A 24,600-nucleotide genomic window follows, 5' to 3' on the forward strand; every position below is an offset into this window, starting at 1 on the left:
GCAGAACCCGGCGCGTCCGGCGCGCCGCACAGGACACGGGCCGGCTGGGATGCCGGCCCGCCGTCGTTGCGGGGCGCCTCAGGAGTAGCGGGCGACGACGCTGTCGGCGACGAGCAGCAGCGCCCGGCGCTGGCGGGCGTCCATGCCGACGGGCACGACGTCCTTGGCCGCCCCGACGTGCTCCAGGGCGGCCCGGCGTGCGGCCTCCAGGGCCCCGGTGGCCGCGATGCGGTCGCAGACCGCCTCGGCCTGGGCGGGCTCGCGGATGGAGCGCGGGTCCAGCGCCCCGAGCCCCTCGTCGGCGGCGCGGGCGAGGATGAACGGCAGCGTGACGGTCCCGTCGAGCAGGTCGGTGCCGCGGTGCTTGCCGGTGCGGTCGGCGGGGCCGGCGACGTCGAGCACGTCGTCGAAGATCTGGAAGGCCAGCCCGATGCGCCGCCCGAACTCGCGCAGGACGCCCGACGTGTCCCCCGCGGCGATCGCGCCGAGCTCGCAGGCCGCCTCGAACAGCCGGGCGGTCTTGAGCTCGCAGCGCAGGAGGTAGCGCTCCAGCGACACCCCGGCGTCCCAGGCGTCGGCCCGCTGCAGCAGCTCGCCGCGCGCCAGCGCCGAGCCCGCGTCGCTGAGCGCACGGACCTGGGCGGGCAGCCCGTTGCGGGCCAGCAGCGCGAAGGCCCGCGAGAACAGCAGATCGCCGGTCTGCGTGGCGGCGCGGCGCCCGGCCGTGGCGAACACCGTGGGCCGGCCGCGGCGCAGCGGCGCGAGGTCCAGGACGTCGTCGTGGACCAGCGTGGCGCTGTGGACGAGCTCGACGGCCGCCGCGGCGCGCACGAGCCCGTCGGGCGGGTCGGGCTCGCGGCCGGCGGCGAGGATGACGAGCAGCGGGCGCAGGCGCTTGCCGCCGGCGGCGATCGTCGAACCCGCGTGGCCGGCCAGCGCAGCGCCGTGGCCGGAGACCACGTCGCGCAGCACGTCCTCCACGCGCGCCAGCAGGCCGAGCACGTGGTCGCCGCCCGCGTGGGCGACCAGGGTGATCTCGGGCCCGGCGGCCGCCGGTGCTTCCGGGCTGCCTGCCGGCGACCGGGCCCTGCTCATGCCTGCGGCTTGCTCCCCACGTGCAGGGCGATGATCCCGCCCGCGGTCAGGACCCAGCGGATCCGCTCGAGCCCGGCGCGCTCCATCGCGGCGGCCAGCCCCTCGGGGCCCGGGAAGCGCTTGACGCTGTTGGGCAGGTAGTCGTAGGCGTCGCTGTCGCCCGCGACCTTGCCGATGAGCGGCACGACGCGGTCGAACCACAGCGAGAAGAACGTCGACAGCGGCGGGCGCTGCGGCGTCGTGATCTCGAGGATGACGACGCGGCCGCCGGGGGCCACGACACGGGCCATCTCCCCCAGCCCGCGGTCCAGGTCGGAGAAGTTTCGCGCGCCGAAGCCCACCGTCGCGGCGGCGAACGTGCCGTCGGCGTAGGGCAGCTGCAGCGCGTTGGCCCACTCGAAGCGGATCCCGCTGCCCTCGCGCTCCTCGCGGCCGGACACCTTCTGGCGCGCGGTGGCGAGCATCTGCTCGGAGAAGTCCGAGCCGATGACGCTGCCGCCCGGCGTCACGCGCCGGGCGAGCTCGATGGCCAGGTCGCCCGTTCCCGTGGCCACGTCGAGGACGTGGTCGCCCGGCCCGACCGCCGCGAGGTCGGCGGCGCGGCGACGCCACGCGTGGTGCAGCCCGGCCGTCATGACCGAGTTCATACGGTCGTAGACCCGCGCGATGCGGTCGAACATCGCGCGGACCTGCGGCTCGGGGAGGGTGCCCCGATCGCCGCCGCCGGCCGGGCCGGCAGCGGTGGTCGTGTCGGACATCTACCCGCTCTTGAGGCGGCCGAGGAACGCGACGAGCGCGTTGAACTTCTCGGGATGGTCCTTCTGCAGGCGGGCGAACGACGGCATCGGCGCGGTCGGGTTGAGCAGCGTCCGCTGGATGCCCGCCGCCGGGAGCCGGTCGGCGATGTCGGTCAGCGGCGGCCCAGGGCCGTCGTTGCCGTTCTCACCGATCTTGTGGCACGCAAGGCAGCCGGACTGCGCCACCACCTGCCGCCCCGCCTCGTACTGCTGGACGACCTTCGGCCCCTGGGCGATGATCGCCGCGGGCGTGGGCATGTCGATCTGCGTCGGCGGGCCGGCGGACGCACCCATGTAGGTCAGGTAGCCCATGGCGGCGATAGTGAAGATGCCCGCCAGCGTGGCGATGGGCCGGCGCTCGGGACGCCGCTCGGCGCCGCGGTCGTAGAACGGCAGCAGGAACAGCAGGATCATGCAGACCGTCGGGACGCCGATCGTCGCCAACGGCACGAGCTCGGACGGCTTGATGACGCGCAGCAGCTCGAAGAGGAAGAAGAAGTACCACTCGGGCCGCGGCGTGTAGGTCGTCGTCGTCGGATCGGCCTTCGGCCCGAGCTCGGCGCCGAGGAGGATCGACATCAGGATGATGGCGAGCATCACGATGCACGCCATCGCGCTGTCCTTGGCGACCGCGTAGGGGAAGAACGGCTTCCCCTGGGCCTTCAGGACCGAGTACTCGCGGAGGTAGGCCTCCTTCTCCTGGCGGTTCACGCGCGCTCCTCGACCAGCTCTTCGGCGGGCTGGGCCTTGATCCACGGCGGGGCCGTGGTGCCCAGCTTGGCGACGAGGTAGAGATGTGCCCCGATGAGCGCGCCGAGCGCGCCGGGGATGAGCATCATGTGGATCGCGTAGAACCGCGACAGCGTCGTCGCGCCGAACTCCGCGCCGCCGCGCAGGAAGTCGGAGAGGTAGGGGCCGACGAGCGGGCCCGTGCCGTTGATGTTCACGCCGACGACCGTCGCCCAGTAGGACCGCTGGTCGAAGGGCAGCAGGTAGCCGGTGAACGACATGGCCATCGTGAGGATCAGCAGCGCCACGCCGATGACCCAGTTCAGCTCGCGGGGGTACTTGTAGGCCCCGAAGAAGAACGTCCTGGCCATGTGCAGGAAGATGAGGATGACCATCACCGACGAGCCCCACTTGTGCATGCCGTGCACGAACTCGCCGAGGAAGACGTCGTCGTTGATGTGGCGCACCGACTCGTAGGCCCCGCCGGCCGCGTCGGGCCGGTAGTACATCGCGAGGAAGACGCCGGTCACCGCCTGCGACAGGAAGGCGAACATCGTCGCCGAGCCCAGGGTGTAGAACCAGTTGGTCCCCTTGGGCACCTTGCGGAACATCATCCAGCGCAGGCCGCCCGACAGCGACGTGCGCTCGTCGACCCAGTCGACGACGTGGGCGCCCGCATCGGCCGCGGCGTCCAGCGGTCCCTGCTTGGGGACGCCGGGGCGCTTGGGGGCCGGGCGCAGCGGCGGCGGGAGCGGTGGGGCGGGGAGCTTGAGCTTGGGCATGAGGACTACTCCGTCGGCAGCTTGTCGAGCTTGCGGATGGACGGGCGTGACGGGTACAGGTACTGGCCGATCCCATCGAGCGGCTCGCCGGGATCACGGGGAGAGAAGCGCCGCAGCTGGCTGTTGACCGAGAAGCGGGGACCGATCTCGAGCTGGCCGTTGCGGACGCGGTTGTAGAAGCGGTCCAGCGGGCGGACCGGCGGCCCGCCGGAGACCTTGCCCTGGAAGTCGTAGACGCCGCCGTGGCACGGGCAGATGAAGCGCTGCGCAGCGTCGGTGTAGCGGACGGGGCAGCCCAGGTGCATGCAGCGAGAGGAGATCGCCACGAACTGCTCGCCCTCGAAGCCCTTGGGGAGCTTGTCGGTGTCGAGCGCCGGGTTGCGCTTGCGGATGTAGACCGTCGACTTGCCGGTCTCCCCGATGCCGTCGGAGATCGTGATGACCTTCGGCACGTAGTTGTCGTTGGGGAACTCGTCCGGGCGGCCGACGGGCTGCCAGCGCTGCTCGTGCTTCTCGAAGATCGGCCCGATGGCGAACCCGAGGGCCGGCAGCAGGAAGGCCGAGGCGGCGATGGCGCCCGTCGTGTGCACGGCGCCGGTCATCAACCGGCGGCGGGTGACGGTCTCGCCCTCGAATGCACCGGGGATTCCCCGGTCGGCGGTGTACTTGCTCTTGGCTTGCTTCTTGGGCACTGGGTTCTCGCGGGGGATGTCCGGGGTGCGTGGGACCGTTCGTGGTCCGCAGGCCGGACCGGAAATCTATCGCTCGCCCATCGTACGGCGCGCCGCGGGATGCAGGGACGTCCGCTCAGCGGGGCGGCGCCAGGTCTCCGGAGATGTGGCGCGCCGCTGCTCCGAGGCGCTCCGCGGCGCCAGAAATGCCTGCACGTGCGGCGTCTTTGGCCATCTCGAGGGCCGGATCCGGACCCCAGCCGATCTCGGCGCAACCCGCCGCCCAGACCGCCTCGGCCAGGCCCGCGTCGTCGGCCGCGCAGGCCTGCGCCCCGAGCGCGATGACGTCGGCGAGGGCCTGGACGGCCTCCAGGTCGCCCGCCGCGGCCAGCAGCTCGAGGCCCAGCGCGTAGAGCCGGTCGCCGGCCAACAGGGCCAGGTCATCGTCGTCGCGGCCCATGATGCGGCTGAGGCCGGGCTCGCCGTGGTGCAGCAGGAAGCCCTCCCGGACGGCCTCCACCACCAGCGGCAGGTCGGCGCGGTGGGCCACCGCGCGCGGTCCGTGGGCGACGAGGTCGCCGTAGGGCGTCGGGCCCGCCGGCCGGGGGTACAGGGCGGAGGCCAGCAGGCCGCCCTCCTGGCGCACCAGGGCCGCCAGCCGGCCCAGGACGTCCCCGCCCCCGCCGGCGTCACGTCAGCCGGCGAGCTCGGCGAACGCGGCATGGACGGCGTCCAGGGTGCGGTCGAGGTGCTCGGAGGTGTGGGCCAGCGACGGGAACCAGGCCTCGAACTGCGACGGCGGCGGGTACACGCCCCGCGCCAGCAGCGCGCGGCACCACGCCGCGTAGCCGTCGAGGTCGCAGGCCTGCGCCGCCGGGTAGTCGCGGGGCGGCGTCTCGGAGAAGAAGACCGTCAGCAGCCCGGGGACCGAGACGACCGACACGGGCACTCCGACGACCGCGGCCGCGTCGCGCAGGCCGCCGGCCAGCGCCTCGGTCGTGGCGCCCAGGCGCAGGTAGGCCGGCTCGTCGAGCATCCGCAGCGTCGCCATCCCGGCCGCGACCGCGAGCGGGTTGCCGCTCAGCGTGCCCGCCTGGTAGACGTCGCCCGCCGGAGCGATGTGCTCCATGAGCGACCGCGCGCCGCCGAAGGCCGCGGCCGGCAGGCCGCCGCCGATGACCTTGCCCATCACGGTCAGGTCGGGCTGGACGCCGTCGCGCTCCTGGGCGCCGCCGGGGCCGACGCGGAAGCCCGTGATGACCTCGTCGAAGACGAGCAGCGCGCCGTTGTCGTCGGCCTGGTTGCGCAGGAGCTGCAGGAAGCCCTCGACGGGCGGCACGAGCCCCATGTTGGCGGGGTAGGGCTCGGCGAGGATCGCGGCGAACTCGTGCTCGGCGCACGCACGCGCGACGGCCTCGCCGTCGTTCCAGTCGACGATGATCGTCTCGTGGGCCGCCGACGGCGGCACGCCCGGGCTCGTCGGGATGCCCGCGGTGGCCAGGCCGCTGCCCGCACGGGCCAGCAGGCCGTCGACGTGGCCGTGGTAGGCGCCGGCGAACTTCAGCAGCGTCGTGCGCCCGGTCGCCGCGCGCGCGAGGCGGATCGCGCTCATCGCGGCCTCCGTGCCCGACGAGGTCATCCGGAGCATCTCGACGGCCGGCATGCGCCGCCCGACCTCCTCGGCCAGGTCGATCTCGCCGGCCGTCGGCGCCCCGAACGTCGTCCCGCGGTGGGCGGCGTCGATGATGGCGGCCAGGATCTCGGGGTGCGCGTGGCCGTGGACGAGCGGGCCCCAGGAGCAGACGTAGTCGATGTAGCGGTTGCCGTCGACGTCGACGAGCTCGGCGCCCTCGGCGCGGTCGACGAAGATCGGGTCGCGGCCGATGGCGCGCATCGCCCGCACCGGCGAGTTGACGCCGCCGGGCAGCCGCTGGACCGCCCGGGCGTAGAGCTCGGCGGACTTGGCGTCGGTGATGGAGACGCTCACCGGGGACGGCCCCGCCCGTCACCCATGGGCCCGCTCCCAGTCCTTGAAGTCCTCGGTGAAGTACAGGAGGCGGACCTTCTTGAACTCGGTCGACGAGTAGAGCGTCGCGCGGTCCTCCACGCACCCGACCTCGTCGCGCACGGCGTCGAGGATCGCGTCGCACTCCTCCTTGGAGCGCCCGTGGGCCATCGTGAAGAGCTGGTAGGGCCAGTCGGCGTAGGTCGGGCGCTCGTAGCAGTGGCTGATGCCGCGGAAGGCCGACATCCGCATCCCCGCCTCGAGCACGCGGTCCTGGGGGACCTTCCAGACGCCCATCCCGTTCGCGCTGAAGCCGGCGCGCCGGTGGAACAGGATCGCCGCGACGCGGCGCAGCAGCCGGCGCTCGACCATGCCCTCGAGGTGGGCCACGAGCGCGTCGACGGGCATCCCGACCTCGCGGGCGGCGTCGGCGTAGGGCTCGGAGACGACGGGCAGGTCGCCCTGGGTGGCGCGGATGACCGCGCGGTCGAGCTCGTCGTAGGGCTGGGCCTCGGTCTCGGCCGGCGCGACGGCCTCCGCGGCCTTGGCCAGCGTCTCCGTGTCGCCCGACATCTCGAGGTCCATGCGGATCTTGAAGAGCTTGAGCGTCGGGAGCATGCGCACCGACTCGGCCCCGGTCTGGGCCTTGAGGACCTCGAGCGTGCCCTCCAGCCCGAGCGTTGAGTCGGGCTCGGTGGCCACCGTGAACCACATGTTGAACTCGTGGTTGCGCAGGTAGTTGTGCGAGACGCCGGGGTGGGCGTTGATGATCTTCGCGGGCCGCCACGGGTGCTCGGCGTCGACCTTGGCCGCCACGAGCATGGACGAGTAGCCCAGCGCGCGCGTGTCGAAGATCGGTGTGACCTGGCGGATGATGCGCTGCTCGATGAGCTCGCGGACGCGGCGCAGCACGACGTCCTCGTCGACGCCCAGCGCGATGGCGACCTCGGCGTAGGGCCGCGGGACGATCGGGAACGCGCCCTGCATCCGGTCCAGCAGCTGCTTGTCGAACGCGTCCAGCGGGACGGCCGAGCCGTCCTTGCGTGAGCGGATCTTGGGGGTCACTGCAGCCACTGGGCGGCGTCCTTCGCGTGGTAGGTGATGACGATGTCGGCACCCGCGCGCCGGATCGCGGTGAGCGTCTCGAGCACCGCCGTGCGCTCGTCGAGATGGCCGGTCGCGGCGGCCGCCTTGATCATGACGTACTCCCCGCCCACGTGGTACGCGGCGACGGGCAGGCGGGTCGCCTGCTTGACGCGCCAGAGCACGTCGAGGTAGGGCACGGCGGGCTTGACCATGACGATGTCGGCCCCCTCGCCGACGTCGAGCAGCACCTCGCGCAGGGCCTCGTCGCCGTTGGCCGGGTCCATCTGGTAGCTGCGCCGGTCGCCGAAGGCCGGCGTGCTGCCCGCGGCCTCGCGGAACGGCCCGTAGAACGCCGAGGCGAACTTGGCGCTGTAGGCGATGATCGGGGTGTCGGCGAACCCCTCGTCGTCGAGCGCCTCGCGGATGGCGCCGACGCGCCCGTCCATCATGTCGCTCGGCGCGACGGCGGCCGCGCCGGCGCGCGCGTGCGAGACGGCGGTGCGCCCCAGCAGCTCCAGCGTGGCGTCGTTGTCGACGCTGCCGTCGTCGCGAAGGCGGCCGCAGTGCCCGTGGTCGGTGTACTCGCACAGGCAGACGTCGGTGAGCACGAGCAGCTCGGGGTGCGCGGCGGTGATCGCGCGCACGGCGAGCTGGACGGCCCCCTCGTCGTCCCAGGCGCCGGTGCCGTCGGCGTCCTTGGCGGCGGGGATGCCGAACAGGATGACCGCGGGGATGCCGAGGGCGTGCGCCTCGCCGGCCTCGCGCACCACGGAGTCCAGACCGTGGCGGTCCACGCCGGGCATCGACCCGATCGGCGTGCGGCCCTCCAGGCCCTCCTCCACGAACAGCGGCAGGACCAGGTCGGAGGGCGCCAGCGTGGTCTCGCGCACGAGGTCGCGCAGGGCGCCGGTGCGGCGCAGGCGGCGCAGACGGGTTCTCGGGAAGGCGGACATGCCCCTCGGAGGGTAGCCCTGCGGGCGTGACCCGCGCCCGCCCGCCCCGGTCCGGGCGCGCCGCGATCAGCGACCGACCGGCCGGTCGCTGCGCGCCAGCCAGTCCTCGAGCGTCATCGCGAAGATGTCGTGGTCCTCCCAGCGGCCCGCGATGTTGAGGTAGTGCAGGGCTCGGCCCTCACGCCGGAAGCCCGCCTTCTCCACGACGCGGATCGACCGGATGTTGCGCGGGATGACCGCCGGCTGGACGCGGTGCAGCCCGGCGTGGTCGAACGCGAAGGCGCAGATGAGCTGCGCGGCCTCCGTGGCGTGCCCGCGCCCGCCCGCCGCGGCGGCCACCCAGTAGCCCAGCGTCGCGTTGCGCCACGCGCCGTGCACCACGTTGCCCAGCGCGATGCGCCCGATGATCCGGTCGCCGGCCCCGCGGTCCAGGATGGAGAACGCGTAGCCGGTGCCCAGGTCCCAGGCCTCCGCATCGCGACGCAGCGTCTCGGCCTGGCCGGCGCGGGTGTAGTGGGCCTCGGCGTGCACGGGCTCCCAGGGCTGGGTGTGCTCGCGGTTGGCGGCCACGGCGGCCGCGTACTCGTCGACGTCGGCGGTGCTCAGCGGGCGGATGGCGGTCGTCCGGCCGTCGAGCCGGATGCGCGGGGGGACGTGGCCGAGCACGCCGCGAACGTAGCAGCGGGCGCGCGTCAGGCGAAGCGCTGCAGCCCGAGACGCGCGACGACCGCCCAGCCGGCCACGAGGGCGGCCAGATGCGCCAGCGCGCCGCCCAGACCGCCGGCGCCGTTGACCGCGGCGTCCACGGCGTCCAGCGACGCCCGGAAGGGGAAGAGCGCCGAGACCACCCGCAGCACGTCGAAGAGCCCCGGCGCCACCGTCCCGCTGGGCACGAGGGCCAGGAACGCGATGGGCAGCGCGAGCAGGATGGCCAGCAGCGACGCGACACGGACCTCGCGGGCCAGCGCGCCGATGGCGGTCCCCAGGGCGCCGAACGCCAGCCCCCCGGCCGCCAGCGCGACGACCCAGAGCCCGAACCGCCCCCAGTCCAGCGACACGAAGATCGACACGCCGGCCGTCATGACCAGCGTCGCCGCCGCCGCGCAGGCCGCCGACAGCAGGACCTTCTCGGCCAGCAGCGCCCAGCGCGACACGAGCCCGCGCACGAGCCGGGCGAACGCGTGCTCCTCGCGCTCGAGGGCGAGCATGCCGGCGGCGAGCAGCACGCAGACGAGCATGAGCGACAGCGTGACCGCCACGGACACCGCGTAGGCGTCCAGCGGCGTGCGGCGGCCCCGCACGATCTGGCGGTCGACCCGCACGGGCGTCCCGAGCGAGCTCAGCACGGCGCCGGACAGGTCGAGGTTGTCGATGGCCAGGCCCGCGAACGTCGAGACGCGCTGCAGCGCCGCGCGATCGGGCGAGCCCCGCGGCGTGCGGGTGAGCACGGAGTCGATGAGCGCCTTGGACCGCTTGAGGCCCAGGATCTCGAAGTCCTTGCCCAGGATGGAGAACGACCCGCCCGAGAGCAGGATGTCCAGGTAGCCCCCGGTGATCTCGGTCAGCTTGCCCGTGACCGCCCGGTTGAGGTCGCCGACGCGGGCGTCGATCGTGGACTCCACGAACTGCTGCTTGACCGGGTCCTCGGCGTTGTAGAGGACCTGCACCGTGGGCTTGGGCCCGGTCCCCGACAGCGAGATCTCCTGCTGGAGGCGCTGGACGAGGTCGCGCGGCACGATGATCGCCGCGAGCACGTCGCCGTCGGCGACCTTCCGGCGCGCCTCGGCGCGGCTGTGGACGGTGACGGGGTCGATGGACTGGAACAGGCGCCGGGCGTAGTCGCGCGGGTCGACCTTCGTGCCGCCGACCGACACCTGCCCCGAGGATGGCGGCAGCTCGTTGAGGACGGCGACGCGCGGCTTGCCCGGGCCCTTGGACAGCGCGAGGCCGATGAGCACCGCGATGAGCACCGGGTAGGCGACCAGCAGCGTCACCAGCAGCGGCGAGCGGCGCAGGATCCGCAGATCCTTGAGCAGCAGGAACCGCACGGGTCAGTGGCCCCGCTCGTGCAGGAAGCGGACGAAGGCCGCCTCGAGGTCGCGCCGGCCCTCCGCGTCGTCGACGGCCTCGTGCAGCGCGGCGGGCGTGCCCTCGAACAGCAGCTCGCCGTCGGCCAGGACGAGCACGCGGTCGGCGTAGCGCTCGGCCTCCCCGACGTTGTGGGTCGTGAAGATCACGGCCGTGCCGCCGCGTGCGAGCGCTCCGACGAACTCCCAGAGGCGCGCGCGCTGGCGCGGGTCCAGCGACGAGGAGGGCTCATCGAGCAGCAGCACGTCGGGGTCGGCCAGCAGCCCGACCGCGATGTTCACGCGCTGGCGGTTGCCGCCCGACAGCGTGCCGAGCTCGTCGCCGGCGCGGTCGCGCAGGCCCGTCTGGTCCAGCATGCGGGCGACGACCGCCCCGGGGTCGGCCACGCGCTCCAGGCGCGCGAACAGCGCGAGGTTCTCGGCGACGGAGAGCTTGGCGTACACCGCCGGCTGCTGGGGCACCCAGCCGACGTCGCGCGGGTCCCGGCTCACGTCGCCCGAGGTCGGGCGCAGCACCCCGCCCAGGATCGACAGCAGCGTCGTCTTGCCCGCGCCGTTGGGCCCGATGATCGCGATCGTCTCGCCCGCGGCGGCCTGGAAGGTGATCCCGCGCAGCGCCTCGCGGTCGCCGAAGCGCCGGGTGACGTCCCGCGCGGCCAGCGCGGGGACGGCCTGCGCCTGCGCTGCGCTCACCGGGGCGAGGCCACTTCGGTGGGCTGGAGCTCCGCGCCGCAGGTCCGGCAGAAGCTGTCGCGCCGTGCCGGCGACGCGCCGCACTCCGGACATCGCGCCGGCGCGGGCCGCGGGCGCTCCGGCCCGCCCGCGATCGCCAGCGGGCTCATCGTCCCCACGGCTCGAGCACGAGGTGGCGCCGCAGGTAGACGACGGTCTCGCGCAGCATCGCGGCGATCGGCAGCGACAGCAGCGCGCCGAGGAAGCCGTAGGCCTCCCCGCCGAGCAGCAGCGCGAAGATGACCAGCAGCGGGTTGATCCGCAGGGTGTGGCCGAAGATGTAGGGGGCGACGACGTGGCCCTCGAGCTGCTGCAGCGCCGTGAAGAAGATCGCCAGCCACACGGCGGTCAGCGGGTCCTGGATGAGCGCGACGACGAGCGGCGGCAGCGCGCCCAGGAACGGCCCGATGAACGGCACGAGCTCCATGAAGCCGAACCACGCGCCGAACGCGAACGCGTAGGTCCCGCCGTCGGGGAACACGCCGGTGATGCCGAACACCCACATGCCCAGGCCCGCGCCGCAGCCCATCGCGATGCTGAAGAGCGTCTGGCCGCGCAGGTAGCCGCCGACGGCGCGCTGGATGCGCGTCGGGAAGTCGTCGGCGGGGGTGCCGTCGCCGGGCGGCATCACGCGGCGCACGATCGCCCCGATGCGCTCGCCGTAGATGAGCATGTAGACCGACAGCACGATCACGAGCAGCAGCCCGAGCCCGGTCGTCACGACGCTCTTGAGGATCTGCGTGCCGAAGTTGACGATGTCGCTCGTGCCGCCGACGACCTTCTCCTGCAGCGTCTGCAACGCGGTCTCGCCCTGGCGCTTGACCTCGATGTTGACGCCCTTGCGGTCGAAGTAGGCCTGCAGGTCGGCCAGGCGGCTGTTGGCGTCGTCGATGATCCGCGGCACGTCGTCGCCGAAGCGCTGGGCCTGGTCGGCGACGGGGTTGGCCAGCAGCACGCCCACCCCGCCGACCACGAGGACCAGCCCGACGTAGACGGCCAGGATGGCCAGGCCGCGCGGCAGGCGGCGGGCCTGCAGGAACGACACGATCGGATTGAGGATGAGCGCCACGATCCCGGCGATCGTGAACGCCAGGAGCACGACCCCGGCGGCCCGGGCCACGAAGAACACCGCGATGACCAGCAGCGGCAGCGCCACGAGCTGGATCCACCGGGGCACGACGACCTTCTCGGGCGCCGCCGGCCCGGCCGGCGGCTGCTCGTCGAGCGGGTCCTGCTCCTCCCAGTCGGCCTCGGTGGTGGGTGGCTCGGTGCTGCTCATCTCTGGAGTCCGCCAGAGTATGCGACGTGCCAGCGGCCCCGACCATCCTGTTCGTCGGCGACGTCGTCGGGGGCCTGGGCCGCCGGACGCTGCTCGGCCTGCTCCCCGAGCTGCGTCGCCGCCACGAGCCCACGTTCGTCGTCGTCAACGGCGAGAACATCGCCGGCGGCCTCGGGATCACGCCCAAGCTGGCCGACGAGCTGCTCGCGGCGGGCGTCGACGCGATCACGCTGGGCAACCACACCTACCGGCGCGCGGAGATCAACGGCTACCTCGACAGCGGCAAGCCGATCGTGCGCCCGGCCAACTACCTGACGACCCAGCCCGGCCGCGGCTCGTGCGTCGTGGAGCGCGACGGGATCCGGCTCGGTGTCGTCAACCTCAGCGGCAACGTCTTCCTGCGGGCCGGCCGGGTCGCGTTCCTGGAGATCGACACGGTCCTCGCCGAGCTGGAGGGCAAGGTCGACCACGTCCTCGTCGACTTCCATGCGGAGGCCACGAGCGAGAAGGTCGCCATGGGCTGGTACCTCGACGGGCGCGTCACCGCCGTCGTGGGCACCCACACCCACGTGCCGACCGCCGACGCGCGGGTCCTGCCCGGCGGGACGGCCTACATCTCCGACGTCGGGATGACCGGGCCGCGCGGCGGGGTCATCGGCGTCAAGAAGGAGCAGGCCATCGCGTCGCTGCGCACGCACATGAACGTGCGCTTCGAGACCAGCGAGGACGACCCATGGCTCATGGGGGTGGTCATCCGGGCGGCGGAGCGGCCGATGCAGGCCGAGGCGATCGAGCAAGTGCTGCAACCGTGGCGGCCAGCGCCGCAAGCAGCAGGGCGTTCCTGACGGCCACCGCGCCCACGGCCCAGTCGTGCTGGAAGACGATGTCGAAGTAGCGCGAGGGGAACCACACCTGCGTCAGCGCCGACGCCGCGGCCACGCACGCCGGCCCGACCCACGCGCCGCGCGCGGCGACGACCGCGGCCGGCGGCAGCATCCAGCACAGGTACTGCGGCGAGAGGACCTTGCCCAGCGCCACGAACGCGACCGTCACGCCGAAGGCCGCCAGGAGCAGATCGCGGTCGGTCCGCCGGCGGTGGGCCAGCGCGAGGAGCACGAGCCCGACGACCCCCAGCGCGAGCGTCGTGCCGGTCAGCACGACCCCGGCCGGGCCGCCGGCCAGGCCGTTGGACTTGAAGCGGTCCTCGAGCACGGGATGGCCCGTGACGTGCGTGCCGCCGACGGCCTCCAGGATGCTGGCCGCCGTGGACTCGATCTGCACCGGGCGGTCCAGGTGGAAGCGCACCATGACCGACGGGAAGCCGCCCAGGACGGCGAACGGCACGCCGATCGCCAGCGCGACGACCACGAACACGGCGGCGCCGCGCACCGCCGCGCGGCCCTCGCCGCGGCCCACGAGCCAGACGAGCACGACGGCGCCGACGGCCGCCGGCCAGAGCTTGGCCATCGTCCCGATCGCCAACAGCGCCGCCGCGCCCTCCACCCCCCCGCGGGGGCGGGCGACGACGAGCGCCAGGGCGACCATCGTCAGCGCCGCGGGCAGCAGGTCCAGGTGGGTGCGCACGAGCGCGCCCGCGAGGACGGGGAGCGCCACGGTCAGCCACCCGGCCACCGGGCCGCCGAGGCTCCAGGCCGCGAGCTGGCCGGCGATCGCGCAGCCCAGCATGAGCAGCGACATCTGTGTCTCGTCGCCGCCCACGAGCCAGATCGGCGCCAGCGCGACCGGCGGGTACTCGAACGAGAAGTCGCGGAACGGGACCAGGCCGCTGTGGAGCAGGTCGTGGTACTGGGCGTAGAGGTACAGGTCGCTGACGCGGGTGTCGCTCAGCGGGCCGTGGTTGGTGACCACGAGCCAGACGACGCCGAGCGCCAGGACGCTGAGCGCTACGCCGGGTCGGGGACGCGATAGCGCGCGAAGAGCGCGACGGCCAGGAATGGGAAGAACCACACGAGGTAGAGGTAGAACCAGTAGGTGACGCCGAGCTGCAGCCCGATGACCACGGCGGCCGCCATCGCGGCCAGCCCGACCATGTCGCGCCGGCGCGGGACGAGCGCCGCGCCGACCGCGATGAGCACCGCGACGACCTGCCAGGCGTGCTGCAGCGTGACGAGGTCGTACAGCCCCCAGATCGAGAACGGGGCGCCGCGCGAGGCCTGGAAGGCGATCGTGCGGTCATAGATGGTGTGCAGCGGCTCGCCGCGCAGCAGGATCGGCAGCCAGACCAGCGCGCTCACGGCGACCAGCGACGCGGTGAACGTCGCGACGATCCGCCGCCAGGTCCCGCGGCGCGCGCCGTGCATGGCCAGCAGCGGCACGAGCGCCAGCCCCGCGAGCTTGGAGAACCCGGCGAGCGCCGCGACCGCGCCACGCGACGCGGGCGACGAGGCCACCAGCAGGACGAGCGCCGCGAGCGCGGCCACCAGCCCGTCGTTGCTGTTGCAGTTCAGGACGTAGAGCGAGAACGGCCACGCCGTCCACGCGTAGGCCAGCACGACGCCCAGGCCCGGGCCGCGGATCCGCCGCCCGGCCAGGAAGAGGAGCAGGATCGTCAGCAGGTCGAACGCGATCGCCGCGGCGTGGGCCGCGGGGAGGCTGTCCCAGCGCCCGCTCCAGGGCAGGGCCTGCTCGAACGGCACGTAGGCCTCGTAGGCGAACGGCCCGTAGGTGTCGCCGTGCTCGTCGTCGGCCGGGAAGTTGTTGTAGAGCTTGGTGCCGTCGACGAGGTGGTCGGCGCCGATCACCCCCGAGTAGCCCACGTCGATGACGTTCGAGCTCGTGAGGTTCAGCCCGATGCGGAAGCCGACCAGGAAGATGAGCGCCACGACCAGCCACGACGTGCGCACGAGCATCGGCAGCACGGGGCGCTCGCGATCCTCGTCGCGCCGGCGCAGGCCGATCCACAGCATGCGAGCCAGCAGGTAGGCCAGCAGCGGGGCCACCAGCGGGACCGACACGTCGAGGTTGGCGTCGTTGAAGAACGCCACCGACACCCCGAAGGCGACGAGCACGAGCAGGTCCAGGTGCAGCACCCGCAGCAGGCGGCGGCGGTCGATGAACGGCACCACGAACAGCACCGACAGCGGGATCCACACCCACGGCGAGTTGACCTTGCGCCCGAACGCCCCGGGGTAGCCGCGCGCCATCGTCCAGGCGACCTGCGGCCCCGTCCACGCCTCGAGGATCTGCGCCGAGCGGTCGTCGACGAGGACCTGGGCGATCTCCTTGCGGGCGTCGCCGGTGCCCGGCGTGAACCAGCTCACCTGCCAGCGCGACGGGCCCTTGAGGAACACCTCGGGCCGCGCGGTGCGGTGCTTGCGCAGCGACGCCTGCACCTTTGCGCTGCGGCCGGCGATCGCCATGGCCTGCAGACCCGTCAGCCGGTGGTCGGGCGGGCGACCGCCCAGGGTCTGCGGGCGGCTCAGCGCCTCAGGGTCGCTCGGCGCGCGGGGCAGCAACGCCGGGCTGCCGCCCGCCTCGGTGGTCTGCGTGGTCTGCGGGGTCTGCGCGAGGGCGGCGGGCGCGGCGACAAGGCCGACCAGCGCCGTCGCGGCCAGCAGCGCGGCGCAGATCAGCCGTCGAACGTCCAGAGCTTGTTCCCGATGAAGTTGCACGGCGTCGCGGCCGCCACGGCGATGGCCTGCGCCGGCACCTCGGCGAGGCCTGCGGCGCTGACCAGCACCTCGAGGAGCACGAGGTTGACGACGAACGCGGCGACGCTGACGATCAGGAAGCGCACCGCCTGGCGCCCGGCGTGGCCCTCACCCGCGTCGAACGTCCAGTGCCGGTTCCACCAGAAGTTGTTCGTCACCGCGACGAGGAAGGCGGCGACGGCGGCCAGGCGGTAGTCGACGCCCAGCAGGTGCACGCAGACCGTGAACGTGAGGAGGTTGACCGCGTAGCCGCTGGCCCCGACCGCGGTGAAGCGCGCCAGCTGCCACCAGTTGTGCGCATGCCGCAGGCCGTCGCGGACGCGATCGCGGCGGCTCGTCCTCACGCGGGCGGCGTCGGTCACGCGGGCCAGGGTACCCGGAGTCACCCGCCGGAGCGCCGGGGCTCCGGGGCGGGGGTGCCGCGGTCACGCGACGCTCAGTCCGCGCCGAAGTGCGCGCGGACCATCGGCGCGACGTCGGTGATCGACCACGCGCCCGGCCCGCGGCCCGGCGGGGGCTGCACGCCGCAGTAGGCCAGCGCCCCGAGCGAGTCCGACCGGTGCAGCGAGCCGTGGCTGCCGCCGCCGACGTGGTCGGCGCCGCCGAAGTCGGGGAACTCGTAGCCCGGCCCGGCCGAGAGCAGGACGTCGCCGGCCGTCGCGCAGGTCAGCGCCGCCCACACGCGGCGCAGGGCGTCGGGGTAGTCCGGGCTGTCGAACGTGCCGTCGCCCGTGGCGGCCGACAGCGCGCCGAGGTCGCCGTCGACGCTCCAGGCGTTGCCGCGCGCGTCGCGCAGGTCCCCGCCCGGGGCGAAGCGCAGCTCGCCGCGGCCCGGCGCGCGCACGACGCCGCGCCCGTCCTGCATCCAGGCCAGCACGTCGACGCCGGCCACGTCCTGCGCCGTGGCGACGATCCGAGGCACAGCCGCGGCGCGGTCGGTGTCGCCCAGCACGTAGATCATCGCCGCGCGCTGGTTGGGGCAGATCGCGATCTCGGCCTCCTCCACCGCGCTGGCGCCCGGGCCCACGACCGCCCAGTCCTCGAACGCCGGGCGCAGCTCGAGGCGGCGCTCCACCGCGGCGTGCGAGTGGTCGGCGCAGATGATCACCGCGTGGGTGTCCAGCAGCCGCTCGACTCCGCCGACGGCGTCGGCGACCCGCGCGAGCTGGCGGTCGGCCGCGGCGATCGACGTCGGCTGGGCGTGTGGGCCGTTCTTGTGCGACCACGTGTCGTTGTCGGGCAGCGACAGCAGCAGGAAGTCGTACAGGTCACGTGCGGCCAGCCAGGACGCCACGCACCCCGAGTGCTGGTCGCGGATGCCCGGCAGGCCGAGCTGGCTGCGGCAGCCCGTCTCGCGGCTGGCGAAGATGTCGGCGTAGAACAGCTCCCGCGGGCCCATCACCGAGCGGCGGAACAGCGTCCCGGCCAGGCGCGTCAGCGCGGTCTCGCGCGAGATCTGGTGCTCGTGGCGGCCGCGGTAGACGAGGTAGGTCGTGCCGGCGGTGCGCACGCCGGCGTCGTCGAGCGACTCGTAGACCGTCGGCGTGTCCGGGTCGAGGTGGACGCCGTTGAGGTTGTACACCGTGTCGGTCAGCTGGCGGGCGATCCCGAGCTTGCGCGCCGCCTTGAACGACGAGCCGTACTCGACGTAGCGACCCTCCGCGCGCGACCACCAGTTCATCGCCGCGATGCGGTGGCGGTCCTGCAGCACGCCGGTGGCGATCGACGTCGCGCACACCGGCGTCACCGACGGGAACGCGGCGCACAGCTCGGGCACGAAGCTGCCGCGCTCCAGCACGGCCTCGATGACCGGCGCCTCACCGCGCTGCACCGCACGCTCCAGCATGGAGGGCTTGCAGCCGTCGATGACGGCCAGCAGGAGCTTCATCACCGCAGGATGCGCAGGCCCGCGTACTTCTGGCCGGCGCGCCGGCGTCCGGTCACCAGCAGGGCCAGCAGGAACCCGATCGCCAGGATCGCCAGCGGCGGGAACAGGACGCTGGCCCCGGCGATCACGACGCCGGCGGCCTCGGCGTAGAACGGCAGCGCGGCGGCCGCCGCCGCGTCCCCGGCCGAGGTGAAGCGCGCGCGGACGCGCGCGAACAGCTGCCGGGAGACCGAGCTCGCCAGCAGGGCCAGCAGCGCGCCGAGGATCAGCCCGTACCACCAGGTGCCGTGGCGGTCGTCGATCGACGCGGCGCACAGCAGCGCCCCGAGGCCGATGCCCAGGCCGCTCAGCGCGGCCTCGCCGGGTCCGGACTCCAGGACCCTGCGCAGCAGGACGGAGGCGACGAGCGCCGCGGCGAGCGCGAGCAGCCACCACGGCGACTCCAGGAACGCGAACTGCGTGCCGTGGAAGTCCACGCCGAGGTTGCCGCTGGCCAGCGCGCCGGCGAGCAGTGCGGGCAGGAACGGCCTCAGGCCCACCGCCGAGGCGAGGCCCAGGCCCTGGAGGATGTCGAGAGCGAGCTTCATCGGTACCGTGCCCGGGGACCATGACAGACCGAAGGTCCGAAGGTCCCGACGGCGAAGGGAACCACCGTATGCCTCCGCCGCGCCGTGCCCAGCGCTCCGCCGCCCACGACCTGGAGCGCTACGCCGGGCTGTTCTCGGCGCGCACGCGCGAGATGAAGTCCTCGGCCATGCGCGACCTCATGGCCATCACCGAGCGCCCCGAGGTCATCTCGCTCGCCGGCGGCCTCCCCGACACGTCGACGTTCCCGGCCGAGAGCTTCGCGGCGATCATGGCCCGCGTCGCGGTCGACTCCTGCGCAGCCGCGCTGCAGTACGGACCGACCGAGGGCCTGGCGATCACCAAGGACGCGATCCGCCACGTCATGGCCGCCGAGGGCACGGAGGTCGACCCGGAGGACATCCTCGTCACCACGGGCGGCCAGCAGGTCATCGACCTCGTCTGCAAGACGCTGCTGGACCCCGGCGACGTCGTCGTGGCCGAGGCCCCGACCTACCCCGGCGCCGTTCCCGCGTTCTGCTCCTACCAGGCCGACGTGGTGCAGATCGAGATGGACGCCGACGGCATGCCGATCGACGTCCTCGAGGAGACCCTGGACCGCCTGGAACGCGAGGGCCGCAAGCCCAAGTTCATCTACACGATCCCCAACTTCCAGAACCCGGGCGGCGTCACGATGTCGCTGCCGCGCCGCCGGCGGCTCGTCGAGGTCGCGGCCGAGCGCGAGATCCTCGTGCTCGAGGACAACCCCTACGGCCTGCTGCGCTACGCCGGCGAGCCGCTGCCCACGCTGCTCTCGCTCGGCGGGGAGGGCTACACGATCTACCTCGGGACGTTCTCGAAGATCCTGTCGGCCGGGCTGCGCCTGGGCTGGGCCGTCGCGCCGGCGCCCGTGCTGTCCAAGATGAACCTGGGCAAGCAGGCGACCGACCTGTGCTCGTCCTCGCTGACCCAGCACTTCGTCAGCGCCTACTTCGCCGAGGGCCGCTGGGAGCCCTACCTCGAGTCGCTGCGCGAGCTCTACCGCGGCCGCCGCGACGTCATGCTCGACGCGCTGCGCGAGCACTTCCCCGCCGAGGCCACCTGGACGGAGCCCGACGGCGGCCTGTTCGTCTGGGTCACCCTGCCCCCGGAGGTCGACACGACCGACCTGCTGGCGCGGGCGCTGCAGCGCAACGTCGCGTTCGTCCCCGGCCGCGGCGCCTACCTCGACGGCCGCGGCGGCGCGTCGATGCGCCTGAACTTCTCCGGCGTCGGCGAGGCCCACATCCGCGAGGGCGTGCGCCGCATCGGCGAGGTCATCGGCGAGCAGCTCGAGCTCGTCCGCGCCGTCTCGGGTGCCCGCCCGGACCCGGCGCCGCAGGCCCCGGCCGCGCCGGACCCGGCGCTGGCCGACGTGCTGCACCTGCCGCGGCCCGCGCGCCCCGACGCGCGGCGCTCGGATGGTTCGCGGTGAGCGTCGTCGCAGTGCTCAAGGGCGGCCGCTCGCTCGAGCGCGAGGTCTCGCTGCGCTCGGGCGCGCGCGTCGAGGACGCGCTGAAGCGCCTCGGCCACGACGTCCGCGGCATCGACGTCGACCACGACCTCGTCCGCACCCTGCGCGACCTGCGCCCCGACGTCTGCTTCCTCGCGCTGCACGGGCGCGACGGCGAGGACGGGACCGTCCAGGAGCTGCTCGAGATCCTCGGGCTGCCCTACACGGGCTCGGGCGTCTCGGCGTGCATCCGCTGCTCGGACAAGGTGCTGGCCAAGCATCACATGCTCGACGCCGGGCTGCCCACGCCCGACTTCGTCGCGTTCACCGAGACGGCGTTCAAGCAGCTCGGCGCGGCCGAGGCGCTCGGCGAGATCGAGGTGCGCCTGGGCTTCCCGATCGTCGTCAAGCCGGCCGACCAGGGCAGCGCTCTGGGCCTGCGGATCGCCCACGGCGTCGCCGACGTGCCGGCCGCCCTGGTCGCCGCGTTCTCCTACTCGGGCAAGGTGCTCCTCGAGCGCCACGTCGCCGGGCGCGACCTGGCCGTCTCCGTCCTCGACGGCGAGGCCCTGCCCGTGGTCGAGGCGGTGCCCGAGGGCGACGTCTACGACTTCGACGCCCGCTACGAGATCGGCCGCACCGCGTTCGTCTGCCCGGCCGACCTGCCCGTGGAGGTCACCACGCGCGCGCAGGAGCTGGCGGTGGCCGTGCACGACCTGCTGGGCTGCCGCGACGTCTCGCGCGTCGACCTGCTGTGCGACGCGGACGGCGGGCTCCACGTCCTGGAGGTCAACGTCATCCCGGGGATGACGGACACGAGCCTGCTCCCGCAGGCGGCAGACGCGGCGGGCATCGGCTTCGACGAGCTCATCGAGCGCCTCGTGCGGCGGGCGCTCGAGCGCTCGGCGGCGGGCCGCCCGGCCTGACGCGCGCGTCGCCGGCGGGCCGGGTCAACCCTCGCTGGCGAAGTCCTCCGGGGACACCTCGTCGAGGAACTCCTTGAAGCGGTCCACGACCTCCTCGGTGTCCTCGACCTCGTGCTCGAACTCGATCGCGGACTCCGCGATGACCTCCTCGGCGGCGAAGATCGGCGCGCCGGAGCGCACGGCGATCGCCAGCGCATCGGAGGGGCGGGAGTCGATCTCGACGTCGCGGTCGCCGACATGCAGTGTGATCGTCGCGAAGAAGGTGTTGTCGCGCAGCTCGGTCACCGAGACCTGGGTGCACTTGACCTCGAGCTCGCCGAGCATGTCGCACAGCAGGTCATGGGTCATCGGCCGCGGCGTCGTGGCGCCCTGGAGCTTCATGAGGATCGCGGCAGCCTCTGGGTGCCCGATCCAGATCGGCAGGAACTTGTTGCTGTCGACGGTCTTCAGCAGCACGATCGGCTGCTTGCCGACCATGTCGAAACTGACGCCGTAGATGACCATTTCCTGCACGAGAAGAGCTCCTCGGTGGGGTGCCGCCAGTATAGGCGCGGCCTGCGGGCCCTCCCGCGCCGCCCCGCCCCCTCACGGGCGGTGAGAGACTGTCGGGGTCCACCCATGAGCGACCCTGGTCCAGCATCCGACACCCCAGCCTCCGCGGGCGTGTCCGAGGCGCTCGCCGCGCCGCTGTGGGCCGTGGCCGAGGCCGTGCAGGATGGGGTCGTCTGCAGTGACCTGCGGGGCACGATCACGCTGTGGATGGGCGGCGCGGAGACCCTGTTCGGCTGGAGCTCGCAGGAGATCCTCGGCCGCTCGCTGGCCGTGCTGGTCCCCGAACGCCTGCGCTCGGCCTACCTGGCCGCGTTCGCGCACGCCGCCGAGGGCCGGCGCAGCGACCTCGTCGGCGCGGGCGTCATCGAGGTCGAGGGCCTGCGGCGCGACGGCACCGCCTTCCCGGCCGAGCTGACGCTGAGCCGCGGCTCGGCCCACGGGCAGCCGTTCCTCGTCGGGATCGTGCGCGACATCAGCAGCCGTCGCAGCGCCGAGGTCGAGCTGGCCCTGGCGCGCACGCGCTTCCGCAGCGCATTCGAGCACGCCGCCACCGGCATGACGATGACCTCGCCGGCCGGGCGCTTCCTGGCCGTCAACGCCGCGTTCTGCGCGCTCGTGGGCCGTACGCAGGACGACCTGAGCGAGCTCGCGTTCTCCGACATCACCCATCCGGCCGACCAGGAGGACGACCTGCACCACGTCACGCGCATGGCCGCGGGCGAGGTCGACCACGTCCCCATCGCCAAGCGGTACCTGCGGCCGGGGGGCGAGGTCGTGTGGGTCGAGGGCAACGTCTCCCTCGTGCGCGACGAGCACGGCCGCCCGCAGCACTACCTGACCCAGGTCATCGACGTCAGCGAGCGGCGGCGGGCGGCCTCCGAGCTCGAGCGCTCCAACGCCGAGCTCGACCAGCTCGCCGCGGTGGCCGCGCATGACCTCAACGCACCGCTGCGGATCGTCGAGGGCTTCCTGCGGCTGCTGGAGGGGCGGGCCGGCGACGCGCTGGACGCCGACGCCCGGCGCTTCGTGTCCGAGGCGCTGGGCGGCGCCCGGCGGATGCGCGACCTCATCGAGGCCCTGTTGGGGTACGCCCGCGTCGGCGGCGACGCGGTGCGCCGTGAGGCGGTCGAGCTGGGGCGCGTGGCGGCGGAGGCCGAGGGCGCGCTGGCCGGCGCGATCCGCGGACGGGGCGTGCGCGTGCGCGTCGACGCGCTGCCCACGGTGCGGGGCGACCCGGCGCTGCTGCGCCAGGTGCTGCAGAACCTGCTCGGCAACGCGGTGATCCACGCCGACGCCGTGGACCCGGTCGTGACGGTGTCGGCGCGCGGGACCCCGGAGGCGTGGGAGATCGCCGTGGCCGACAACGGCCCAGGGGTGCCGGACGACCTGCGCGCCACGGCGTTCGACCTCTTCGCCCGCGGGGAGGGCGGCGGCACGGGGCTCGGGCTGGCGATCTGCCGCCGCGCGGTGGAGCGCCACGGCGGACACATCTGGATCGCGGAGGGCACCCGCGGCGCGGACCTGCGCTTCACGCTGCCGCGGTGAGTGGGCGATCCAGGATTCGAACCTGGGACCTCTTCCTTATCAGAGAAGCGCTCTAACCGACTGAGCTAATCGCCCGCAACGGGCGGGAAGTGTAGCGCGGCTCAGCCGGAGCGGCCGACTCGCCCGGCGAGCTCGAGGGCCTCGTCCAGCGAGTCCACCGCAAGCTCGATCCGGTACCCGGTGCCGCGGGGCCGGACCCGGACCTCGGTGCCCAGCGCTCCGCCCAGGGCCTCGGCGATCTCGGAGGCCGCAGCGGCCTGGTCCGGGTGCACGGCGGAGCGGTGCCGGCCCGGACCGCCGCCCCGGGCCTCGGCGTTGGCCTCTCGCGCGCGGGCCTCCGTGACGCGCACGGACCAGCCGCCCTCGGCGGCGGCGCGGCCGAGCCGGCGCCGGTCGGCGTGGTCCTCGGCGAGCAGGAGGGCGCGCCCGTGCCCCTCCGACAGCTCACGCGCCTCGAGCAGGGCCAGGACCTCGTCGGGCAGGTCCAGGATCCGCAGCAGGTTGGAGATCGCCACGCGGCTGCGGCCGACGCGCTTGCCGACGGCCTGGCGTGTGAGCCCCAGCTCCTCGACGAGCGCGGCGACGGCGCGGGCCTCCTCGACCGGGTTGAGGTCCTCGCGCGCCATGTTCTCGACGAGCGCCGCCTCGAGGGACGCTGCGTCGTCGCGATCCTGGATGAGGGCCGGGATCCGCTCGAGACCGGCGAGCTTGGCGGCCCGCCAGCGGCGCTCCCCGGCGACGATCTCGAAGGTCCCGCCGGGCCGCGGGCGAGCCAGGACGGGCTGGAGCACCCCGCGGTCGGCCACGGAGGCCGAGAGGGCCTGCAGCGACTCCTCGTCGAAGCTGCGCCGCGGCTGGCCGGCGTTGGGGCGCAGGAGCTCGACGGCGACCTCGCGCAGCTCCGGACCGCCGCCCTCGGGAGCCGAGACGCTGAGGATCGCGGCCAGGCCGCGACCCATTCCCCGGTCAGCCACGGGCCGCGACCTCCTTGGCCAGCTCGAAGTAGGCGTCGGCGCCCGCGCAGTGCGGGTCGTGGTGGATGACGGGCCGCCCGTAGCTCGGCGCCTCCCCGATGCGGACGTTGCGCGGGATGACCGTGTCGAAGACCAGGTCCGGGAAGTGCTCACGCACCTCGCGCTCGACGTCGCGGCCCAGGCGCGTGCGCCCGTCGTGCATCGTGAGCAGCATCCCGGCGACCGACAGCCGCGGGTTGAGCTCGCGCTGGACGAGCGCCAGGGTGTCGAGCAGGCCGGCCAGGCCCTCCAGGGCGAAGTACTCCGTCTGGACGGGGACGATGACGCGGTCGGCCGCGACCAGCGCGTTGACGGTCAGCGGTCCGAGCGACGGCGGGCAGTCCAGCAGCGTGAAGGCGAACCGGTCGCGGATCGGCGCCAGCGCGTCGCGCAGGCGGTTCTCCGAGCCCGGCTGGCGCGGCAGCTCGACGTTGGCGCCGGCGAGGTCCGGCGAGGCCGGCAGCACCGTGAGGTTCTCGATGGACGTCGGGACGAGCGCCTCCTCGGCGCGGGCGTCGCCCGAGAGGACGTCGTAGATGTTGGGCTCGGCGTCCTTGGGGAGCCCGAGCCCGACGGTGGCGTTGGCCTGCGGATCGATGTCGACCAGCAGGGTGCTATAGCCCGCCTCGGCGATGCAGGCCGCGACGTTGACGGCGGTGGTCGTCTTGCCCACCCCGCCCTTCTGGTTCGCGATCGCGTACACCGTGCCCATTCCCCGCCCACGGTAGCGGCG

25 protein-coding genes and 1 tRNA gene are annotated in these 24,600 nt (G+C 73.7%); 4 read left to right on the top strand and 22 right to left on the bottom strand.

Annotated elements, in window-relative coordinates; all coding sequences use genetic code 11:
* Positions 1-78: 78 nt before the first annotated feature.
* From FSW04_RS03670 to FSW04_RS03725, 13 genes are all read right to left on the bottom strand, one after another.
* A complete protein-coding gene (locus tag FSW04_RS03670) occupies positions 79-1,095 on the bottom strand; it encodes a polyprenyl synthetase family protein (RefSeq protein WP_146916373.1) in 1,017 nt (338 codons plus the stop codon).
* Positions 1,092-1,853: a bifunctional demethylmenaquinone methyltransferase/2-methoxy-6-polyprenyl-1,4-benzoquinol methylase UbiE gene (gene ubiE, locus FSW04_RS03675; RefSeq protein ID WP_146916376.1), complete on the bottom strand. Its 762-nt coding sequence runs from the start codon at positions 1,851-1,853 to the stop codon at positions 1,092-1,094. The genes FSW04_RS03670 and ubiE overlap by 4 nt, the downstream gene beginning before the upstream one ends.
* On the bottom strand, positions 1,854-2,603 hold the full coding sequence (locus FSW04_RS03680; RefSeq protein WP_146916380.1) for a menaquinol-cytochrome c reductase cytochrome b/c subunit: 750 nt from the start codon (positions 2,601-2,603) through the stop codon (positions 1,854-1,856).
* Positions 2,600-3,403 carry a cytochrome b gene (locus FSW04_RS03685; RefSeq protein ID WP_146916382.1) on the bottom strand — a complete coding sequence of 268 codons (804 nt, stop codon included), beginning with the start codon at positions 3,401-3,403 and terminating at the stop codon, positions 2,600-2,602. Before FSW04_RS03685 ends, FSW04_RS03680 begins: the two co-directional genes overlap by 4 nt.
* A gap of 5 nt (positions 3,404-3,408) precedes the next feature.
* Entirely contained in the window at positions 3,409-4,095 is a 687-nt protein-coding gene (locus FSW04_RS03690; RefSeq protein ID WP_228430863.1) for a ubiquinol-cytochrome c reductase iron-sulfur subunit, read from the bottom strand.
* A 115-nt stretch (positions 4,096-4,210) separates the two neighbouring features.
* A complete protein-coding gene (locus FSW04_RS03695) occupies positions 4,211-4,720 on the bottom strand; it encodes a hypothetical protein (protein ID WP_146916385.1) in 510 nt (169 codons plus the stop codon).
* A gap of 48 nt (positions 4,721-4,768) precedes the next feature.
* The gene (gene hemL, locus FSW04_RS03700) at positions 4,769-6,061 is read right to left on the bottom strand and encodes a glutamate-1-semialdehyde 2,1-aminomutase (RefSeq protein WP_146916387.1); all 1,293 of its coding nucleotides are present in this window, start codon (positions 6,059-6,061) and stop codon (positions 4,769-4,771) included.
* 18 nt (positions 6,062-6,079) lie between these two features.
* A complete protein-coding gene (gene ahbA / locus FSW04_RS03705; RefSeq protein ID WP_146916389.1) occupies positions 6,080-7,153 on the bottom strand; it encodes a siroheme decarboxylase subunit alpha in 1,074 nt (357 codons plus the stop codon).
* Positions 7,141-8,118, bottom strand: coding sequence for a porphobilinogen synthase (gene hemB / locus FSW04_RS03710; RefSeq protein WP_146916391.1), 978 nt, complete (start codon positions 8,116-8,118; stop codon positions 7,141-7,143). Before hemB ends, ahbA begins: the two co-directional genes overlap by 13 nt.
* 66 nt (positions 8,119-8,184) lie before the next feature.
* Positions 8,185-8,784, bottom strand: a complete 600-nt coding sequence (locus FSW04_RS25620) for a GNAT family N-acetyltransferase (protein WP_187369223.1) — start codon at positions 8,782-8,784, stop codon at positions 8,185-8,187.
* A 26-nt stretch (positions 8,785-8,810) separates the two neighbouring features.
* Positions 8,811-10,166, bottom strand: coding sequence for an ABC transporter permease (locus FSW04_RS25625; RefSeq protein WP_187369224.1), 1,356 nt, complete (start codon positions 10,164-10,166; stop codon positions 8,811-8,813).
* A gap of 3 nt (positions 10,167-10,169) precedes the next feature.
* Positions 10,170-10,898: an ABC transporter ATP-binding protein gene (locus FSW04_RS03720; protein ID WP_228430865.1), complete on the bottom strand. Its 729-nt coding sequence runs from the start codon at positions 10,896-10,898 to the stop codon at positions 10,170-10,172.
* A 145-nt stretch (positions 10,899-11,043) separates the two neighbouring features.
* Complete coding sequence (locus FSW04_RS03725; RefSeq protein WP_146916398.1) at positions 11,044-12,216, bottom strand: AI-2E family transporter; 1,173 nt, start codon at positions 12,214-12,216, stop codon at positions 11,044-11,046.
* 26 nt (positions 12,217-12,242) lie between these two features.
* Between FSW04_RS03725 and FSW04_RS03730 the strand changes: the two genes are divergently transcribed.
* Positions 12,243-13,061 (top strand): TIGR00282 family metallophosphoesterase, encoded by an 819-nt coding sequence (locus FSW04_RS03730; protein WP_187369225.1) that lies wholly within the window; start codon positions 12,243-12,245, stop codon positions 13,059-13,061.
* Here the strand turns inward: FSW04_RS03730 and FSW04_RS03735 are convergent.
* From FSW04_RS03735 to FSW04_RS03755, 5 genes are all read right to left on the bottom strand, one after another.
* Positions 12,967-14,085, bottom strand: a complete 1,119-nt coding sequence (locus FSW04_RS03735) for a glycosyltransferase 87 family protein (protein ID WP_187369226.1) — start codon at positions 14,083-14,085, stop codon at positions 12,967-12,969. The genes FSW04_RS03730 and FSW04_RS03735 overlap by 95 nt on opposite strands.
* A 35-nt stretch (positions 14,086-14,120) precedes the next feature.
* On the bottom strand, positions 14,121-15,848 hold the full coding sequence (locus FSW04_RS03740; RefSeq protein ID WP_146916403.1) for a DUF2029 domain-containing protein: 1,728 nt from the start codon (positions 15,846-15,848) through the stop codon (positions 14,121-14,123).
* Positions 15,806-16,249 (bottom strand): GtrA family protein, encoded by a 444-nt coding sequence (locus tag FSW04_RS03745; RefSeq protein ID WP_187369227.1) that lies wholly within the window; start codon positions 16,247-16,249, stop codon positions 15,806-15,808. Before FSW04_RS03745 ends, FSW04_RS03740 begins: the two co-directional genes overlap by 43 nt.
* Before the next feature lie 74 nt (positions 16,250-16,323).
* Complete coding sequence (locus tag FSW04_RS03750; protein ID WP_146916407.1) at positions 16,324-17,775, bottom strand: alkaline phosphatase family protein; 1,452 nt, start codon at positions 17,773-17,775, stop codon at positions 16,324-16,326.
* Positions 17,775-18,362: a DUF4126 family protein gene (locus FSW04_RS03755; protein WP_146916409.1), complete on the bottom strand. Its 588-nt coding sequence runs from the start codon at positions 18,360-18,362 to the stop codon at positions 17,775-17,777. Before FSW04_RS03755 ends, FSW04_RS03750 begins: the two co-directional genes overlap by 1 nt.
* A 68-nt stretch (positions 18,363-18,430) precedes the next feature.
* Between FSW04_RS03755 and FSW04_RS03760 the strand changes: the two genes are divergently transcribed.
* Both FSW04_RS03760 and FSW04_RS25630 read left to right on the top strand, forming a co-directional pair.
* Complete coding sequence (locus FSW04_RS03760) at positions 18,431-19,813, top strand: aminotransferase-like domain-containing protein (protein ID WP_228430867.1); 1,383 nt, start codon at positions 18,431-18,433, stop codon at positions 19,811-19,813.
* Positions 19,810-20,757, top strand: coding sequence for a D-alanine--D-alanine ligase family protein (locus FSW04_RS25630; RefSeq protein WP_187369510.1), 948 nt, complete (start codon positions 19,810-19,812; stop codon positions 20,755-20,757). Before FSW04_RS03760 ends, FSW04_RS25630 begins: the two co-directional genes overlap by 4 nt.
* Before the next feature lie 24 nt (positions 20,758-20,781).
* Here the strand turns inward: FSW04_RS25630 and FSW04_RS03765 are convergent, their stop codons facing one another.
* Positions 20,782-21,261 (bottom strand): bifunctional nuclease family protein, encoded by a 480-nt coding sequence (locus FSW04_RS03765; RefSeq protein ID WP_146923468.1) that lies wholly within the window; start codon positions 21,259-21,261, stop codon positions 20,782-20,784.
* 159 nt (positions 21,262-21,420) lie between these two features.
* On the opposite strand from FSW04_RS03765, the gene FSW04_RS03770 reads away from it, so the two are divergent.
* On the top strand, positions 21,421-22,854 hold the full coding sequence (locus FSW04_RS03770) for a sensor histidine kinase (protein WP_187369229.1): 1,434 nt from the start codon (positions 21,421-21,423) through the stop codon (positions 22,852-22,854).
* Between the two features lies 1 nt (position 22,855).
* Here FSW04_RS03770 and FSW04_RS03775 read toward each other — a convergent pair.
* From FSW04_RS03775 to FSW04_RS03785, 3 genes are all read right to left on the bottom strand, one after another.
* Positions 22,856-22,929: transfer RNA gene (locus tag FSW04_RS03775), tRNA-Ile, on the bottom strand.
* Between the two features lie 26 nt (positions 22,930-22,955).
* Complete coding sequence (locus tag FSW04_RS03780) at positions 22,956-23,828, bottom strand: ParB/RepB/Spo0J family partition protein (RefSeq protein WP_228430869.1); 873 nt, start codon at positions 23,826-23,828, stop codon at positions 22,956-22,958.
* On the bottom strand, positions 23,821-24,579 hold the full coding sequence (locus tag FSW04_RS03785) for a ParA family protein (protein ID WP_146916414.1): 759 nt from the start codon (positions 24,577-24,579) through the stop codon (positions 23,821-23,823). Before FSW04_RS03785 ends, FSW04_RS03780 begins: the two co-directional genes overlap by 8 nt.
* Positions 24,580-24,600 lie beyond the last annotated feature (21 nt).

Source organism: Baekduia soli (assembly GCF_007970665.1).
GTDB lineage: Bacteria > Actinomycetota > Thermoleophilia > Solirubrobacterales > Solirubrobacteraceae > Baekduia > Baekduia soli.

Coding starts and splice junctions, on each gene's coding strand:
- FSW04_RS03670 (WP_146916373.1), bottom strand. CDS start 1,095: ATGAGCAGGGCCCGGTCGCCGGCAGGCAGCCCGGAAGCACCGGCGGCC.
- ubiE (WP_146916376.1), bottom strand. CDS start 1,853: ATGTCCGACACGACCACCGCTGCCGGCCCGGCCGGCGGCGGCGATCGG.
- FSW04_RS03685 (WP_146916382.1), bottom strand. CDS start 3,403: ATGCCCAAGCTCAAGCTCCCCGCCCCACCGCTCCCGCCGCCGCTGCGC.
- hemB (WP_146916391.1), bottom strand. CDS start 8,118: ATGTCCGCCTTCCCGAGAACCCGTCTGCGCCGCCTGCGCCGCACCGGC.
- FSW04_RS03725 (WP_146916398.1), bottom strand. CDS start 12,216: ATGAGCAGCACCGAGCCACCCACCACCGAGGCCGACTGGGAGGAGCAG.
- FSW04_RS03750 (WP_146916407.1), bottom strand. CDS start 17,775: ATGAAGCTCCTGCTGGCCGTCATCGACGGCTGCAAGCCCTCCATGCTG.
- FSW04_RS03755 (WP_146916409.1), bottom strand. CDS start 18,362: ATGAAGCTCGCTCTCGACATCCTCCAGGGCCTGGGCCTCGCCTCGGCG.
- FSW04_RS03760 (WP_228430867.1), top strand. CDS start 18,431: ATGCCTCCGCCGCGCCGTGCCCAGCGCTCCGCCGCCCACGACCTGGAG.
- FSW04_RS03765 (WP_146923468.1), bottom strand. CDS start 21,261: ATGGTCATCTACGGCGTCAGTTTCGACATGGTCGGCAAGCAGCCGATC.
- FSW04_RS03785 (WP_146916414.1), bottom strand. CDS start 24,579: ATGGGCACGGTGTACGCGATCGCGAACCAGAAGGGCGGGGTGGGCAAG.